This window comes from Streptomyces sp. DSM 116795 (genome assembly GCF_055792905.1).
In genome coordinates, this window is sequence record NZ_CM147707.1 from 4,412,103 (window position 1) to 4,425,338 (window position 13,236).

Below are 13,236 nucleotides of genomic sequence, written 5' to 3' on the forward strand. Positions count from 1 at the left end.
GGTCTGAACGGCCTGAACGGTCTGAACGGCCTGAACAACTGAACGGTCCGAAGGGCCTGAACGGCCTGACGGCGACCCGAACGGCCGGGCGCAACGGGCCCGTTGCCCGGCCGGCGGGTGATCCGCCGCCGAACTGCACGCTTCCGTACGGCACATCCGAGGGGGAACTCCTTCCATGCACGCAGATCTGTCCCGCAGCACCTTCCGGCCGCAGCGGCACTACTCCGCGGTCCTCGCCCAGCAGGGCCGGGTACAGCTGGACGCCGACGCCAACGAGCAGGCCGCCATCCAGCTGCACCACAGCCGCACCACCGTGGCCGACCTGATCGGGCAGCACGGCGGGCCCAGCGGCGCCGCGGGTTTCCATATCCGGTTCGCCGGGAGCAGCGGCGAGCTGGACGACCTGGAGATCGGCCCGGGCCGGTACTACGTCGACGGCATCCTGTGCGAAGCCACGCGGCCGGCGCCGGGTGTTCCCGTACCGGACGAGAAGGACAAGGAGGACGGTGCCGGCGGCGACGGCCCCGAGGGGGGCAAGGGCGGCAAGGACGTCAAGGAGCCCAAGCCGCCGGAGCACTGGACCTACTGGGACCAGCCCGACGCCCACCTCGACCCGGAGCGCCCGGGCGACCGGCTGCCCGCACGGTTCCCGTTCCTGGCCTATCTGAAGGTGTGGGAGCGTGCCGTCACCGCCGCGGAGGACCCCTACCTCAGGGAGACCGCGCTCGGCGCCGCCACCACCGACACCGCCGCCCGGCGCAAGGTGATCTGGCAGGTGCGGGCGCTGACCGGCGACGCGCTGGGGCTGGAGGACGACGAGCCCGGCAAGGACGCCGTCCGCCAGGCCTTCACCAAGTGGACCCGGGAGAAGGACAGTTCGGACGGCAGGCTCGCGGCCCGCAGCGAACGTCCCGACGGCGCCGACGACGACCCCTGCCTCGTACGTCCCGACGCCCGCTACCGGGGCCCGGAGAACCAGCTCTACCGCGTGGAGATCCACCAGGGCGGTGACGCGGACGCGGCGGGCTTCAAGTGGTCCCGTGAGAACGGCTCGGTGACCTTTCCCGTCGACGAACTCGACGGCACCTGGGCCGCTTTGGGCACCCTCGGCGACGACAGCGGGCTCGGGCTGAGCGTCGGCGACCTCGTCGAGTTCACCGACACCGCCACGGCCGACCGATGCGAGGCGACGCCGCTGCTGCGCATCGAGGAGGTCGATCTGCCCGGCAGGCAGGTGCGGCTGTCCGCCGAGCCGGAGACGTACCGGCCCGGCAAGAACCCGTATCTGCGCCGCTGGGACCACCGCGCTCCCGGCAGCCACTCCCCGATGCGTGGACAGGGCGGGCGGCACGGCGACGAGGGACGGCTGCGCGAGGGCGCCATCCCGGTCGAGGAGGGCCGCTGGCTGCCGCTGGAGGACGGCGTCGAGGTCTACTTCGCGAAGGGCGGCACCTACCGTACGGGCGACTACTGGCTGATCCCCGCCCGCACGGCGAGCGGCGAGGTCGAGTGGCCGGCGGACGCGGCCCGCCGTCCGCTGCTCCAGGACCCCGCCGGCATCGCCGTGCACTACGCGCCGCTCGCATGGGTGATGGGGGAGCGGGCCGCCGCCGACCTCCGGCACGTCTTCAAGCCGCTGGCCTCCGCCGTACCCGCCGCGAGCGAGGAGGAGCTGGCGCTGGAGGCGGAGGCGGCCGAGGAGGAGCACCGCGCCGAGGAGCAGGCCGCGGCCGACGCGGCTCCGCTGTACCCCGGGACCGGCGGCGTATGAACGGCCTGGGCGCGGCACGGAGGAGCAGCACAGTGAGAGCGAGCAGACACGCAGTGGTCTGCGAGGACGGGACGCACCCGGGGTGCGTCCCGGGAAGGGGGACACCGTCATGGCGAAACCGCTGAGCGCGGACCGGCTCGTCAAGGCGCTGAAGGACGAGGGCCTCACGGTCCACGAAGTCCGCAACTGGCGCCGCCACAACCGCAATTCGAAGGGCGCCTGGGGTCCGCTGAACGGCGTGATGATCCATCACACCGTCACCTCGGGCACCGAGGGCAGCGTCCAGCTCTGCTACAACGGCCGCTCCGGGCTGCCCGGGCCGCTGTGCCACGGCGTCATCGACAAGGCGGGCGAGGTGTGGCTCGTCGGCAACGGCCGCGCCAACCACGCGGGCCTCGGCGACGGCGACGTACTGAACGCCGTCATCAACGAGCGCAAGCTCCCGCACGACAACGAGGCCGACAGCGACGGCAACGCCCGCTTCTACGGCTTCGAGTGCATCAACCTCGGTGACGGCAAGGACCCGTGGCCCAAGGCGCAGCTGGAGGCCATCACCCGCGTCTCGGCCGCCATCTGCCGTGCACACGACTGGAACGAGCGCTCCGTCATCGGCCACAAGGAGTGGCAGCCCGGCAAGACCGATCCGCGCGGCTTCACGATGGACCGCATGCGGGCGCGCATCGCCGACCGCCTCAAGAAGAAGCCCGGCGACGGCGGTGACGTCGGTGGTGGTGACGGAGGCGGTGGCGGCGGCGGTGGCGGCGGGGAGCAGCCCGCGCACGAGCCGTTCCCGGGCGCCGGCTTCTTCACCGAGGGCCGCAGGAGCGCCGTCATCACGGCGATGGGCAAGCGTCTGGTGGCGGAGGGCTGCTCCGCGTACAAGGTGGGCCCCGGTCCCAACTGGACGCAGGCCGACCGCAAGTCGTACGCCAAGTGGCAGGAGAAATGCGGCTACAGCGGTAAGGACGCCGACGGGGTTCCGGGCCCGGACAGCTGGAAGAAGCTCAAGGTCCCCAACGTCTGAGCAGTCCGCGAGACATGGCAGAGCCCTCGGAGCACGGCCTCCGGGGGCTCCGTCGCGGGACCGGGTCCGAGAACGCCTCGGTCTTCATGTGACACATGCAGTACGCAGCGCAAAGAACCTGTTGCTTGTGTCACCCAACAGTTCTGAAGCCGACCGCCTCTTGCTCGGGTGCTGCCTACGTGCTGGCCCGTCGAGCTCAGAGAAAAATGCTACAGAACCGTTGACAGGCAATGACGGCATGTAGAGAGTTTCCTCCATCGCATCACCGGGACGCGGAACCGTCGCCCTCGCAGGTCGGCGGGATGCCCCGCGGACAGTCGCCGCGATGAGGCGAAGCGAGGAGGAGTGGTGAGTCAACCAAGCGCACCCAGAAGGAAGATGGGCAGGATCGCGTTCGCGAGCCTGGTCGGCACGACCATCGAGTTCTACGACTTCTTCATCTACGGCACCGCCGCGGCCCTGGTGTTCGAGAGCGTCTTCTTCCCCGCGCTGGGGACGGCGGCCGGCACGGCTGCCGCGCTCGCGACCTTCGGTGTCGCTTTCGTCGCCCGGCCGTTCGGGTCCGTCCTGTTCGGGCACTTCGGCGACCGCCTGGGGCGCAAGAAGACCCTGGTCTCGACGCTGCTGCTGATGGGCATGGCCACCGTGGCCGTCGGCCTCCTGCCGAGCACGGAGAGCATCGGTGCCGCGGCACCCGTCCTGCTGATCGTCCTGCGGATATGTCAGGGAGTGGCAGTCGGCGGCGAGTGGGCGGGCGCGACGCTGCTGACGGCGGAGAACGCGCCACGGGAGAAGCGCGGGTTCTACGCTCTCTTCCCGCAGCTCGGGCCTTCCCTGGCGTTCATGCTGTCCAGCGCGACGTTCCTGGTGATCACGCTCTCGATGAGCAAGGCGTCCTTCGCCGCGTGGGGCTGGCGCATTCCCTTCCTGATCAGCATCGTGCTCGTCGTCGTCGGGCTCTATGTCCGGCTGAAGATCGAGGAGTCCGCCGTGTTCACCGCGGCCGCCGCCGACAGGAAGTCCGCCAAGCTGCCGATCGCCGCGGCGCTGACCCGCCAGCCCCGTGAGGTCGTGTTCGGCGCCGGAGCCGTGGTCATGACGTTCGCGTTCTTCTACGTGAGCATGACGTACCTGACCACCTACGGCGTCGAGAAGCTCGGCCTGTCCCTGTCGACCGTGCTCAGCATCGGAATCGTCGCCGGGCTCGCGTTCGCCGTCACCACCGTCCTCGGATCGATCTGCTCCGACCGCTTCGGGCGGCGAAAAGTGATCATGACGGCCAACGCGCTGGCCGTTCCGGTCGCGCTGGCCCTGTTCCCGATCCTCGACCTCGGGACGCCGATGGCGTTCGCGGTCGGTATGTGCCTCCCTCTGGCCGTGGTGGGGCTGGGCTACGGACCCGCCGGCGCGCTGCTGCCGGAGATCTTCTCCACCCGGCACCGCTACACGGGGGCGGGGATCGCGTACAACCTCGCGGGGGTGCTGGGCGGGGCCGTCACGCCTCTGGTCTCCTCTCAGCTCGCGGTGTCGTTCGGCGGCTCCGCCATGGGGTTCTACCTCGCCGCGATCGGCCTCGTCAGCCTGCTGAGCATGCTCGTGCTCCGGGAGAGCAAGGACAACGCGCTGGAGGGGACGGGGGAGGGGGCAGGGCTGCGGGAGGTGGCCACTGCGCCCGCCTCCACGTGAGTCGCAGTGCCGCCTCAGTCGCAGATCATCCCAGCCGGTCCGTGGCGGCGTCGCGGCCACGGACCGGCCGGGAGGTTCAAGCGGGCAGGGAGGCGAGCCAGCCGGTCAGGAGCCGGTTGATCTCGTCGGGACGCTCCTGCTGGATCCAGTGGCCGCAGGCGTCGAGGATGTGGGACGAGACAAGGCCGGGCAGCGTTGCGGGGTATGCCTCGATGGCATCGGCGAGCCAGATGGTGGAGGCGTCCAGACTGCCGCCGATGAACAGGGAGGGCTGGGTGACGGGGGCGCCGTCGAAGCCGGCGAGGTCCTCCCAGTCCCGGTCCATGTTCCGGTAGCGGCTGAGCGCCCCGCGCATGCCGGTCCGCTCGAACTCCCCGGCGTAGACGTCGAGATCGTCCTCGCTGAGCCAGGCGGGCAGCCGTCCGGCCGGGAACCGGTCACGCAGCGTCCCGCCCCGGCTGACGAAGTGCGGGTCCGGAGCATCGGCGGCGGGCATGGTGCCGGCGGACAGGGCGGCGTAGAAGCCCGCGAGCCAGCCGCGCACGTCGGGCTCGATCTCCGCCTCGGCCCGGCCGGGCTCCTGGAAGTAGGAGACGTAGAACTCCTCGTCCCCGCCCATTCCCGCGAAGACCTCGCTGGGCCTCGGTCCGCCGCGCGGGGCGTACGGAACACTGAGCAGCCCGACCGCACTGAAGACGTCCGGCCTGACCAGGGCCGAGTTGGCGGCGATGGCCGACCCCCAGTCGTGGCCGACGATCACCGCGGACCGTTCGCCCAGGGCGTCCACCACCGAGGCGTTGTCCTCCACCAGTTCGAGCATCCGGTACGCGTCGGTCCGCTCCGGCTTGGAGGAACGGCCGTAGCCGCGGACGTCGACGGCGACCGCGCGGTACCCGGCAGCGGCCAGCGCCGGCAGCTGCCGGCGCCATGAGTACCAGGACTCCGGGAAGCCGTGCACGAGCAGCACCAGTGGTCCCGAGCCCTGTTCCACCAGGTGGATCCGGCCTGCGGGCGCGGGGACGGACCGGTGAGTGACGTCTGAGGCCGGCTGCGGCATGAGTCCTCCAGGGCTCCCGATCCGCCATGCGCCGTGACCGGTGAACCGATCATGCGGGCCGTGGCCCCGCCGGCGCGAGTCCTGTTGCCGCTTCGGCAAACAGCACCGGGAGCGCCCGTGGAGCCGGTGCCGGCCCGTGCCGGCCCGTGCCGGCCCGTGTCGGCCCGTGTCGGTCCGGGCCGGTCCGCGTCAGTCCACCCGGCAGTCCGCGAGGTCGACGCGGGTCATCGCTTCCGGGTAGCGGCGGGCGAATCCCGTGTAGACACCCACCGCGTAGTCGATCCAGCCGTCCTCCCAGTCGTCCGGCAGCGGCTTCACGCGGCCCGGAACCCCCAGCACCATGGAGCGCTCGGGCACGGTGAGCCCTTCGGGCACCAGCGCCGCCGCTCCCACGACCGAACCGCCGTGCACGTCGGCACGGTTGAGCACCGCCGACATCGAGCCGACGAGGCAGCGGTCCGCGATCGTGCAGCCCTCCAGATGGGCGTTGTGCCCGACCACGCATTCGTCCCCGATGACGGTGGGCCACTTCTCGGTCGTGTGGACGACCGTGCCGTCCTGCACCGACGTGCGCGAGCCGACCTCGATCCGGCCGTGGTCACCGCGCAGCACGGCCCCCGGCCACACCGAGGACTGTGCTCCCACGGTGACGTGCCCGATCAGCACGGCGTCGGGGTGGATGTAGGCGTCGGCGCTCACCCGCGGGCTGACCCCGTCGAACGCGTAGACCGGCATGGGTTGTTCATCCCTTCTCAGGCTTGAGCCCGTGGTAGACGCGCATCGCGTTCTCCCCGAGCACCAGTGGAACCGTGTCGTCGGACAGCCCGAGTCCCGCGACCGCGCGGGCGTTAACGGCGGTGCCGGGCACCCCCGGCCAGTCGGTGCCGAAGATCCACTTGCGTGCGAGCTTGTTCAGGTCGTGCCGCGCGTAGTACGAGGGGAGGCGCTTCGGCGGCAGTCCGGACAGCTCGATCCACACGTTGGCGTTGGAGAGCGCGAGGAAGGCGGCGGCGTCGTACCACCACCCGCGGCCCCCGTGCGCGAGTACGACGGTGAGGTCCGGGAAGTGCCTGAGCACCGGGTAGAGCTGCGCCGGGTCGGCGAGTTCGTTCATCGACCCCGGGAACGAGGAGGTTCCGCAGTGGGTCACGAGCGGGACGTCCCGCTCGACGAGCAGCGAGTAGGCCGGGAAGAGCGCCGGGTCGTCCAGGCGGAACCCGCCGTGCACGGGGTGCAGTTTGAGCGCTGCCGCTCCGAGATCGAGCTGCCGGCGCAGCTCCGCGTCGACGGGGAAGTGCAGATGCGGGTTGACGTTGGCCACCGGGCGGAAGCGCCGCGGATTGTGCTCGACCAGGGGCAGCAGATCGTCGAACTGCTGGTAGCCCGTGGCCTTCGGGCTGTATTCGCAGAACAGCAGCGCGGTGTCGACGCCCTCGGCGGCGAACAGCTCGTCCAGCTTCGCCGGGTCCGGGTTTCCCTCCGCGTCCCATGCGAGTCCGAGCACGCCGTCGGGCCCGAAATCGCGTGCCCACTGCGACCACGCCGGAGCGATGGACGACAGCAGCGGCACGTGCACATGGGCGTCGACGAGGAGATGGCCGTCCAGCATCGTGTGAACTCCCTCCAGTTGCCCTCTGGTTGCCGGCTAGTTGCCCGAGTGCTTCGCGACGAGCGGCGTGTCCACGCCGATGTCGCCGGTCAGCCGCGAGCCGCCGGGTGTGCCGATCGGCTCGTCCCGTCCGGGCAGCGTCTCGGTGAAGAAGGTCTTGTTGTCCTCGATGAACTCCTGCTGCTCCTCCGGGACCCGGCGGTCCTGGGAGATGGCCTCCACCGGGCAGACGGGTTCGCAGGCACCGCAGTCGATGCACTCCTTGCCGTTGATGTACAGCTTGCGCTCGCCGACGTAGATGCAGTCGACGGGGCATTCCTCGACGCAGGACTGGTCGGTGATGTCGATGCAGTCCGACATGATCACGTAGGGCACGATTCCTCCTCCTGCTCAGGCCGCTGCCACGGCGCGTACTCAGGCCGCTGCCACGGTCGCAGCTTGTGGGGGCGCCTCGTCGGTGCTGTGGCCGGGGAACAGCGACGCCCCGGGGTCGAGATGCACTGCCGCGTTGTTGACCGCGGTGGCCACTTCGCCGAATCCGACGGAGATCAGCCGGACCTTGCCCGGGTACTCCGAGATGTCGCCCGCGGCGTACACACCGGCCATGTCGGTGGCCATCCTCGAATCCACCACGAGGTGGCAGTTGTCGTGCAGGTCGAAGCCCCACTCGCGCATCGGTCCCAGGTCGGCCAGGAAACCGAGCGCCGCCACGACGCGCTGTGCGGGCAGCACGACGGGATCCTCGTTCTTCGGCGTGACCTCGACCTTCTCGATCGTTCCGTTGCCCTCGATGCCGGTCACCTGCGCATCGGTCAGCACCGTGGCGCCGCAGGAACGCACCGCGTCGACCGTCGCCGCGTGCGCCCGGAAGGCCTTCCGGCGGTGTACGAGCGTCACCGACCGGGCCACCGGCTTCAGCGCGAGCACCCAGTCGCACGCGCTGTCGCCGCCGCCCACCACGACGACGTCGGAGCCGGTGAAGTCGGCGAGCGAGGGCACGAAGTAGGACAGGCCGCGCCCCAGGAAGTCCTCACCCGCCGGCAGCGGCCTGGGCGTGAAGGTCCCGATGCCGCCGGTCACCACCACCGCACCGCAGTCGATCACCGTGCCGTCGGACGCCGTCAGCCGGAAGCGGTCCCGGCCCCCGCCGGACGGGACGGACTGGACGCCCGGCACGACGGACTGGACGCCCGGCACGCGTTCCAGCTTCGTCGCCTGCCGGCCGAGGAGATACAACGGGCCGTACCGGTCCGCCTGTTCGACGAGGTTGTCGACGAGTTCCCGCCCCCGGACGCTCGGGAAGCCGGCGATGTCGTAGATGGGCTTCTCCGGATACATCGCCGTCACCTGGCCGCCCGGCTCGGGCAGCGAGTCCACCAGCGCGACGCGCAGCCCGCGTACGCCGGCGTAGTAGGCGCCGTAGAGGCCGACCGGTCCCGCGCCGACCAGCACGAGGTCGACCTCGTGGTGTTCGGCGGACCGGGGCTGCTCCCCCTTGGTCATGAGCTCCTCCTGCTTGATCCTCGCGCTCTGCTGGGGCCTCGCGCTCACACGATGCTCGCCGCACCGGACTCCTCGGCGGCCATCCGGCGGATCTTGAAGCGCTGCAGCTTGCCGCTCGCCGTACGGGGCAGTGCGTCCACGCACACCACGCGGCGGGGCGCCTTGAAGTGGGCGAGGCCGTCCCGGCAGAAACCGATCAGTTCCTCGGGTGTCGCGGTGGCGCCCTTCCCGAGCACCACGTAGCCCACCGGCTTGTCCAGGCCCTGACCGTCCGGGACGCCAACCACGGCGGCCTCCGACACGTCTTCGTGCTCGGTCAGCCGGCTCTCGACCTCGGCCGGGGACACCCAGATCCCGCCCGCCTTCAGCATGTCGTTGGACCGCCCCAGGCATGTGTAGCGGCCCTCCTCGTCCTGTACGTAGGTGTCGCCGGTGGCCAGCCAGTCGCCCTGGAAGACGTGCCGGCTGGTCTCGGTGCGGCACCAGTAGCCGCTCGCGATCGACTCGCCCTTGACGTACAGCGCACCGGGCTCGCCGGGCGGACGTACGGCGCCGTGCTCGTCCCGTATCTGCAACTCGTAGCCGGGCACGGGGAATCCGCTGGTTCCGGGACCGATGTCGCCGGGCCGGTTCGACAGGAAGATGTGCAGGGCCTCGGTCGAGCCCAGACCGTCGATGATGTCGACTCCGAAGTGGTCCTGCCAGCGCCGCAGCAGCGGCGCGGGCAGGGCCTCACCGGCCGAGACGGCCAGCCGAACCGACGACATCAGCTCCCCGGGCAGGTCCGCGGCGAGCATCCCGGCGTAGAAGGTCGGTACGCCGAAGAAGAGGGTGGGCCGGTCGGCGCGCACCCGCTCGGCGATCACGTCCGGCGTGGGACGGCGGGGCTCCAGAATCGTGGTGGCGCCGGCCGAGAGGGGGAAGAACGCCGAGTTGCCGATCCCGTAGGCGAAGAAGAGCTTCGCGACGGACAGGCACCGGTCGTCGGCACGTATCCCCAGCACCTGCTGACCGTACGTCTCGCACACGTGCCGGATGTTGGCGTGCCGGTGCATGGCGGCCTTCGGCATGCCGGTCGTGCCGGAGGTGTAGAGCCACAGCGCGGGTGTGTCCTCGCCCGTGGCGGCGGCCCGGCCGCCGTCGCCCGGAGCGACGCCGTCCAGCGCCCCTTCCCAGGAGAGCCGCACCACCCGCTCCGGCACCTCGGGTTCGGCCCCGCCCACCACGACGAGATGGCTCACGTCGGGCGACGCCTGAAGGGCCTCCGCGCAGGCGTCGGCGAACTCCGATGTGCACACCAGTACGCGGGCGCCGCAGTCGGCGAGGATCGAACCGAGTTCCTTGCCCGTCAGCATCGTGCTCACTGGTACGGCGACGAGTCCCGCCCGGAACGCGCCGAGGACGGTGCTCAGCAGCTCCGGGGTGTCGGACATGCAGCACATCACCCGCTCGTCGCGGTGCATGCCCAGGCGCAGCAGCGCACCGGCCACGCGGGCGACGTCGTCGGACAGCTGCCCGTAGCTGATGTCCGCTCCCGCGTGGCGCACGGCGGGACGGTCACCTCGACCGCTGTCGAGGTGCCGGTCGACAAGGTAGGTGGCGGCGTTGAACGACTGCGGCGGCCCTGACGGCCCTGACGTCGCTGACGGCATGGACATGAGCTGTTCGCCTCCTTCTTCCTCGGCAGCGGCCGGCCGTCAGACCCGCTTGACGTCGAAGTCGGCGCGCTTTCCGCTGCCGTAGCGGCGCAGCGCGCCCTCCGGACCGGAGGCGTTGGGGCGGTTGAAGATCCAGTTCTGCCAGGCGGTCAGCCGCCCGAAGATCTTGGTCTCCACCGTCTCGGGTCCCACGAAGCGGTGGTTGGCCTCCATGCCGGTCAACGCGTCCGGGGAGAGTGACGCGCGCTCCTCCAGGACGATCCGCAGCTCGTCCTCGTAGTCGATGTCGTCCAGCGCCATGGTGACGAGCCCGAGTTCGGCGGCCTCGTCGGCCCCCAGCCGTTCCCCGGCGCGGGCCAGCACGGTCCGCAGTTCCTCGTCGGCCCCGTAGAAGCGCGACTGCAGCCGGGTCAGGCCGTTGCCCATCGGGTAGGCGCCGTCGTTGGCGGCGCCGAGGACGACGGACGCCGGCTCGGCGTCGGGGTCGACGTCCTCGAACACCCCCGTCAGCATGTACTGCCGGTCGCAGGCCAGCGCCAGCTCCAGCAGCGTCCCGGCGAAGCAGCTGCCCGGCTCGATCAGCGCGACGAGGCTGCGGCTGGTGACGTCCAGGCGCTTGAAGGTGCGCTTGAGGTAGTGCCGGATCTCGTTGACGAACCAGTCGCCGGCGAGCGCGTCGAGCTGTGCGTCGTACGCCAGCACGGCGTCGGCGTCGCCCTTGGTGCGGAACACCCAGGTGCCGAGCTCCAGTTCGTTGGTGCGCAGCCGCAGGATCAGGTCGTCGAGCTCGCGGGCGAGCGCGAGCGGCCAGTAGTCCGCGCCCTGCTCGCGTACGGCCGCGGCGTCGGCGGGCGGCGCCTCCGCGGGCGCCTCGACGGTGATCTCGACCCGCCGCTGGTCGCGCAGCAGTTCCGCCTCGACGTGCGGGTACGTGATCGAGTCGCCGTGCTCGCCGCGTTCCAGCCGGGGCAGCGCGACGCCCTTGCCGCCCGCCGGGCGGTGCGAGGTCCTGGCCGCCTCCTCCGCGCGGGAGCGCACCTCGTCGTCGAACCGGCCGCGGGGCACGGCGGCGTCGACCAGCCGCCACTCGACGGCGGTCCTGCCCTTGATGCCCTCGCTCTTGGTGGCGAAGATGTCGGCCCGGTCCTTGCGGACGTGCCGCTTGTCCACCACCCGCGTCAGCCCGCCGGTGCCGGGCAGCACGCCCAGCAGCGGCACCTCGGGAAGGGCGACCGCCGAGGAGCCGTCGTCGACGAGGACGATCTGGTCGCAGGCCAGGGCGAGTTCGTATCCGCCGCCGGCGGAGGTGCCGTTGACCGCGGCGATGTAGGTCTGCCCGGAGTGCCGCGTCGCGTCCTCGAAGCCGTTGCGGGTCTCGTTGGTGAACTTGCAGAAGTTCACCTTCCAGGCGTGGCCGGACTGGGCGAGCATCTTGATGTTCGCCCCCGCGCAGAACATCCGCTCCAGTCCGCCGGTGAGTACCACGGACTTGACCTGGGGGTGCTCGAAGCGCAGCCGCTGGACGGCGTCGTAGAGCTCGATGTCGACGCCGAGGTCGTAGGAGTTGCTCTTGAGCTCGTAGCCCGGGACGATCCCGCCGTCCTGGTCGACCAGCAGCGTGAGCGTGGCGACCTCGCCGTCGACGTCGAGCTTCCAGTGCCGGTAGCGCTCGGGCGAGGTGTCGAAGGAGACGGTGGGCACGTCCTCGGCGGCCGCTGCCGCCTCCGGGCTCCCGGCGCCGGGGCCGTCGCCCTTGCCGGTGCCGGTTGGCTGGGTGCTGGTTTCGACCGCGGCGGTCATCTCGCTCCTCCAAGCGATCGGTGCCGTCTTGAGTCTCTGACTCTACATTGTCATGGTCGGTCGTCAAGAGTACGTAGCATGTTCTTCGGCGCGGACGTCTGTGGTGTCGCTGGTCCGGGCTAGAATCCCGGTGTCCCTGACTCTTCCGAAAGGACTCAAGGCCGTGGCCGCTGCCGGTACGTCTGTAGACGGTGTGTCTGCCGACGGCAAGTCTGTAGAAGCCGCACCCCGCACCCGGCGTTCCGGGGCGGGCTCGACCAGCGCGCGCTCTCTGCTGCTGACCGTGCTCGGCGAGTTCGTTCTGCCGAGCCGGGAGCCGGTCTGGACGGGCGCCCTGCTCGGGGCGCTGGACTCCCTCGGCATCGAGGAGAAGGCGGCGCGGCAGGCGCTGGCACGCTCGTCTACCGAAGGCCTGCTCGTGGCCGACCGGGTCGGCCGCCGTACCCGCTGGAGCCTGACGCCGAACGGCGAGCAGCTGCTGGAGGAGGGCACCGAGCGGATCTACTCGTTCATGCGGCACAGCCGCCGCTGGGACGGCCGCTGGCTCGTGCTCGCGGTCACGGTGCCCGAGAGCCGGCGACGGCTGCGGCACAAGCTGCGCACCCGGCTCACCTGGGCGGGCATGGGATCGCCCGCGCCCGGCCTGTGGGTGGTGCCCGATGCAGGCCGGGCCGGTGAAGTCCGTGCCATCGTGCAGGAGCTCGGCATCGAGGCCAGCACCATGTCGTGGAGCGGTCCTTCGGCCGGTATCGGGGACCCACAGGACGTCGTGGCCGCCGCGTGGCCGCTCGACAAGATCGAGGTGGCCTACGGCGACTTCGTCAAACAGTTCGGCGGGATGCAGGTGAGCGACCAGCAGGAGGCGTTCGTGGCACAGGTGAACCTCGTGCACGAGTGGCGGCGCTTTCCCGCCCTGGACCCGGCGCTCCCGGCGGAACTGCTCGACCACGACTGGCCGGGCCCGGACGCCGCCACCGTCTTCCACCGCTGCCACGAACGCTGGCACCGCAGGGCGCAGTCGTACTGGCAGCGCCTGTGCACCGGCGCGGACGACCGGTCCTGAACCGCATACGACCGGTCGTCACGCGTACGACCGGCCGGTCCTGAACGTGGCGGCGCCCGGCCCCT

The 13,236-nt window shown here is 70.9% G+C and carries 11 protein-coding genes; 4 read left to right on the forward strand and 7 right to left on the reverse strand.

The window, feature by feature from the left end:
• The first annotated feature begins 175 nt into the window (after window positions 1-175).
• The 3 genes from ACSMXX_RS19060 (at window position 176) to ACSMXX_RS19070 (ending at window position 4,481) form a co-directional block, all read left to right on the forward strand.
• The gene (locus ACSMXX_RS19060; RefSeq protein WP_473179903.1) at window positions 176-1,771 is read left to right on the forward strand and encodes a DUF6519 domain-containing protein; all 1,596 of its coding nucleotides are present in this window, start codon (window positions 176-178) and stop codon (window positions 1,769-1,771) included.
• A gap of 109 nt (window positions 1,772-1,880) precedes the next feature.
• Entirely contained in the window at window positions 1,881-2,795 is a 915-nt protein-coding gene (locus tag ACSMXX_RS19065; RefSeq protein WP_473179904.1) for a peptidoglycan-binding protein, read from the forward strand.
• Window positions 2,796-3,143: 348 nt separating this feature from the next.
• Window positions 3,144-4,481 carry an MFS transporter gene (locus tag ACSMXX_RS19070; protein WP_473179905.1) on the forward strand — a complete coding sequence of 446 codons (1,338 nt, stop codon included), beginning with the start codon at window positions 3,144-3,146 and terminating at the stop codon, window positions 4,479-4,481.
• A 76-nt stretch (window positions 4,482-4,557) separates the two neighbouring features.
• Here the strand turns inward: ACSMXX_RS19070 and ACSMXX_RS19075 are convergent, their stop codons facing one another.
• The 7 genes from ACSMXX_RS19075 to boxC form a co-directional block, all read right to left on the reverse strand.
• Window positions 4,558-5,538 (reverse strand): alpha/beta fold hydrolase, encoded by a 981-nt coding sequence (locus ACSMXX_RS19075; RefSeq protein WP_473179906.1) that lies wholly within the window; start codon window positions 5,536-5,538, stop codon window positions 4,558-4,560.
• Between the two features lie 189 nt (window positions 5,539-5,727).
• Window positions 5,728-6,273 carry a gamma carbonic anhydrase family protein gene (locus ACSMXX_RS19080; protein ID WP_473179907.1) on the reverse strand — a complete coding sequence of 182 codons (546 nt, stop codon included), beginning with the start codon at window positions 6,271-6,273 and terminating at the stop codon, window positions 5,728-5,730.
• Between the two features lie 7 nt (window positions 6,274-6,280).
• The gene (locus ACSMXX_RS19085) at window positions 6,281-7,147 is read right to left on the reverse strand and encodes an amidohydrolase family protein (protein WP_473179908.1); all 867 of its coding nucleotides are present in this window, start codon (window positions 7,145-7,147) and stop codon (window positions 6,281-6,283) included.
• A 36-nt stretch (window positions 7,148-7,183) separates the two neighbouring features.
• Window positions 7,184-7,522, reverse strand: coding sequence for a ferredoxin (gene fdxA / locus ACSMXX_RS19090; protein WP_070013179.1), 339 nt, complete (start codon window positions 7,520-7,522; stop codon window positions 7,184-7,186).
• Window positions 7,523-7,561: 39 nt separating this feature from the next.
• The gene (locus tag ACSMXX_RS19095) at window positions 7,562-8,650 is read right to left on the reverse strand and encodes an NAD(P)/FAD-dependent oxidoreductase (protein ID WP_473179909.1); all 1,089 of its coding nucleotides are present in this window, start codon (window positions 8,648-8,650) and stop codon (window positions 7,562-7,564) included.
• Window positions 8,651-8,694: 44 nt separating this feature from the next.
• Entirely contained in the window at window positions 8,695-10,308 is a 1,614-nt protein-coding gene (locus ACSMXX_RS19100) for a benzoate-CoA ligase family protein (RefSeq protein WP_473179910.1), read from the reverse strand.
• Between the two features lie 39 nt (window positions 10,309-10,347).
• Window positions 10,348-12,108, reverse strand: coding sequence for a 2,3-epoxybenzoyl-CoA dihydrolase (gene boxC / locus ACSMXX_RS19105; RefSeq protein WP_473179911.1), 1,761 nt, complete (start codon window positions 12,106-12,108; stop codon window positions 10,348-10,350).
• A gap of 163 nt (window positions 12,109-12,271) precedes the next feature.
• Here boxC and ACSMXX_RS19110 point away from each other — a divergent pair, with 163 nt between their 5' ends.
• Complete coding sequence (locus ACSMXX_RS19110) at window positions 12,272-13,171, forward strand: PaaX family transcriptional regulator (protein WP_473179912.1); 900 nt, start codon at window positions 12,272-12,274, stop codon at window positions 13,169-13,171.
• Window positions 13,172-13,236: the final 65 nt, after the last annotated feature.

Bases quoted from the DNA above. Each gene is read 5' to 3' on its own strand.
- ACSMXX_RS19075 (WP_473179906.1), bottom strand. From the start codon at position 5,538: ATGCCGCAGCCGGCCTCAGACGTCACTCACCGGTCCGTCCCCGCGCCC.
- ACSMXX_RS19080 (WP_473179907.1), bottom strand. From the start codon at position 6,273: ATGCCGGTCTACGCGTTCGACGGGGTCAGCCCGCGGGTGAGCGCCGAC.
- ACSMXX_RS19065 (WP_473179904.1), top strand. From the start codon at position 1,881: ATGGCGAAACCGCTGAGCGCGGACCGGCTCGTCAAGGCGCTGAAGGAC.
- ACSMXX_RS19095 (WP_473179909.1), bottom strand. From the start codon at position 8,650: ATGACCAAGGGGGAGCAGCCCCGGTCCGCCGAACACCACGAGGTCGAC.
- ACSMXX_RS19060 (WP_473179903.1), top strand. From the start codon at position 176: ATGCACGCAGATCTGTCCCGCAGCACCTTCCGGCCGCAGCGGCACTAC.
- boxC (WP_473179911.1), bottom strand. From the start codon at position 12,108: ATGACCGCCGCGGTCGAAACCAGCACCCAGCCAACCGGCACCGGCAAG.
- ACSMXX_RS19100 (WP_473179910.1), bottom strand. From the start codon at position 10,308: ATGTCCATGCCGTCAGCGACGTCAGGGCCGTCAGGGCCGCCGCAGTCG.
- ACSMXX_RS19085 (WP_473179908.1), bottom strand. From the start codon at position 7,147: ATGCTGGACGGCCATCTCCTCGTCGACGCCCATGTGCACGTGCCGCTG.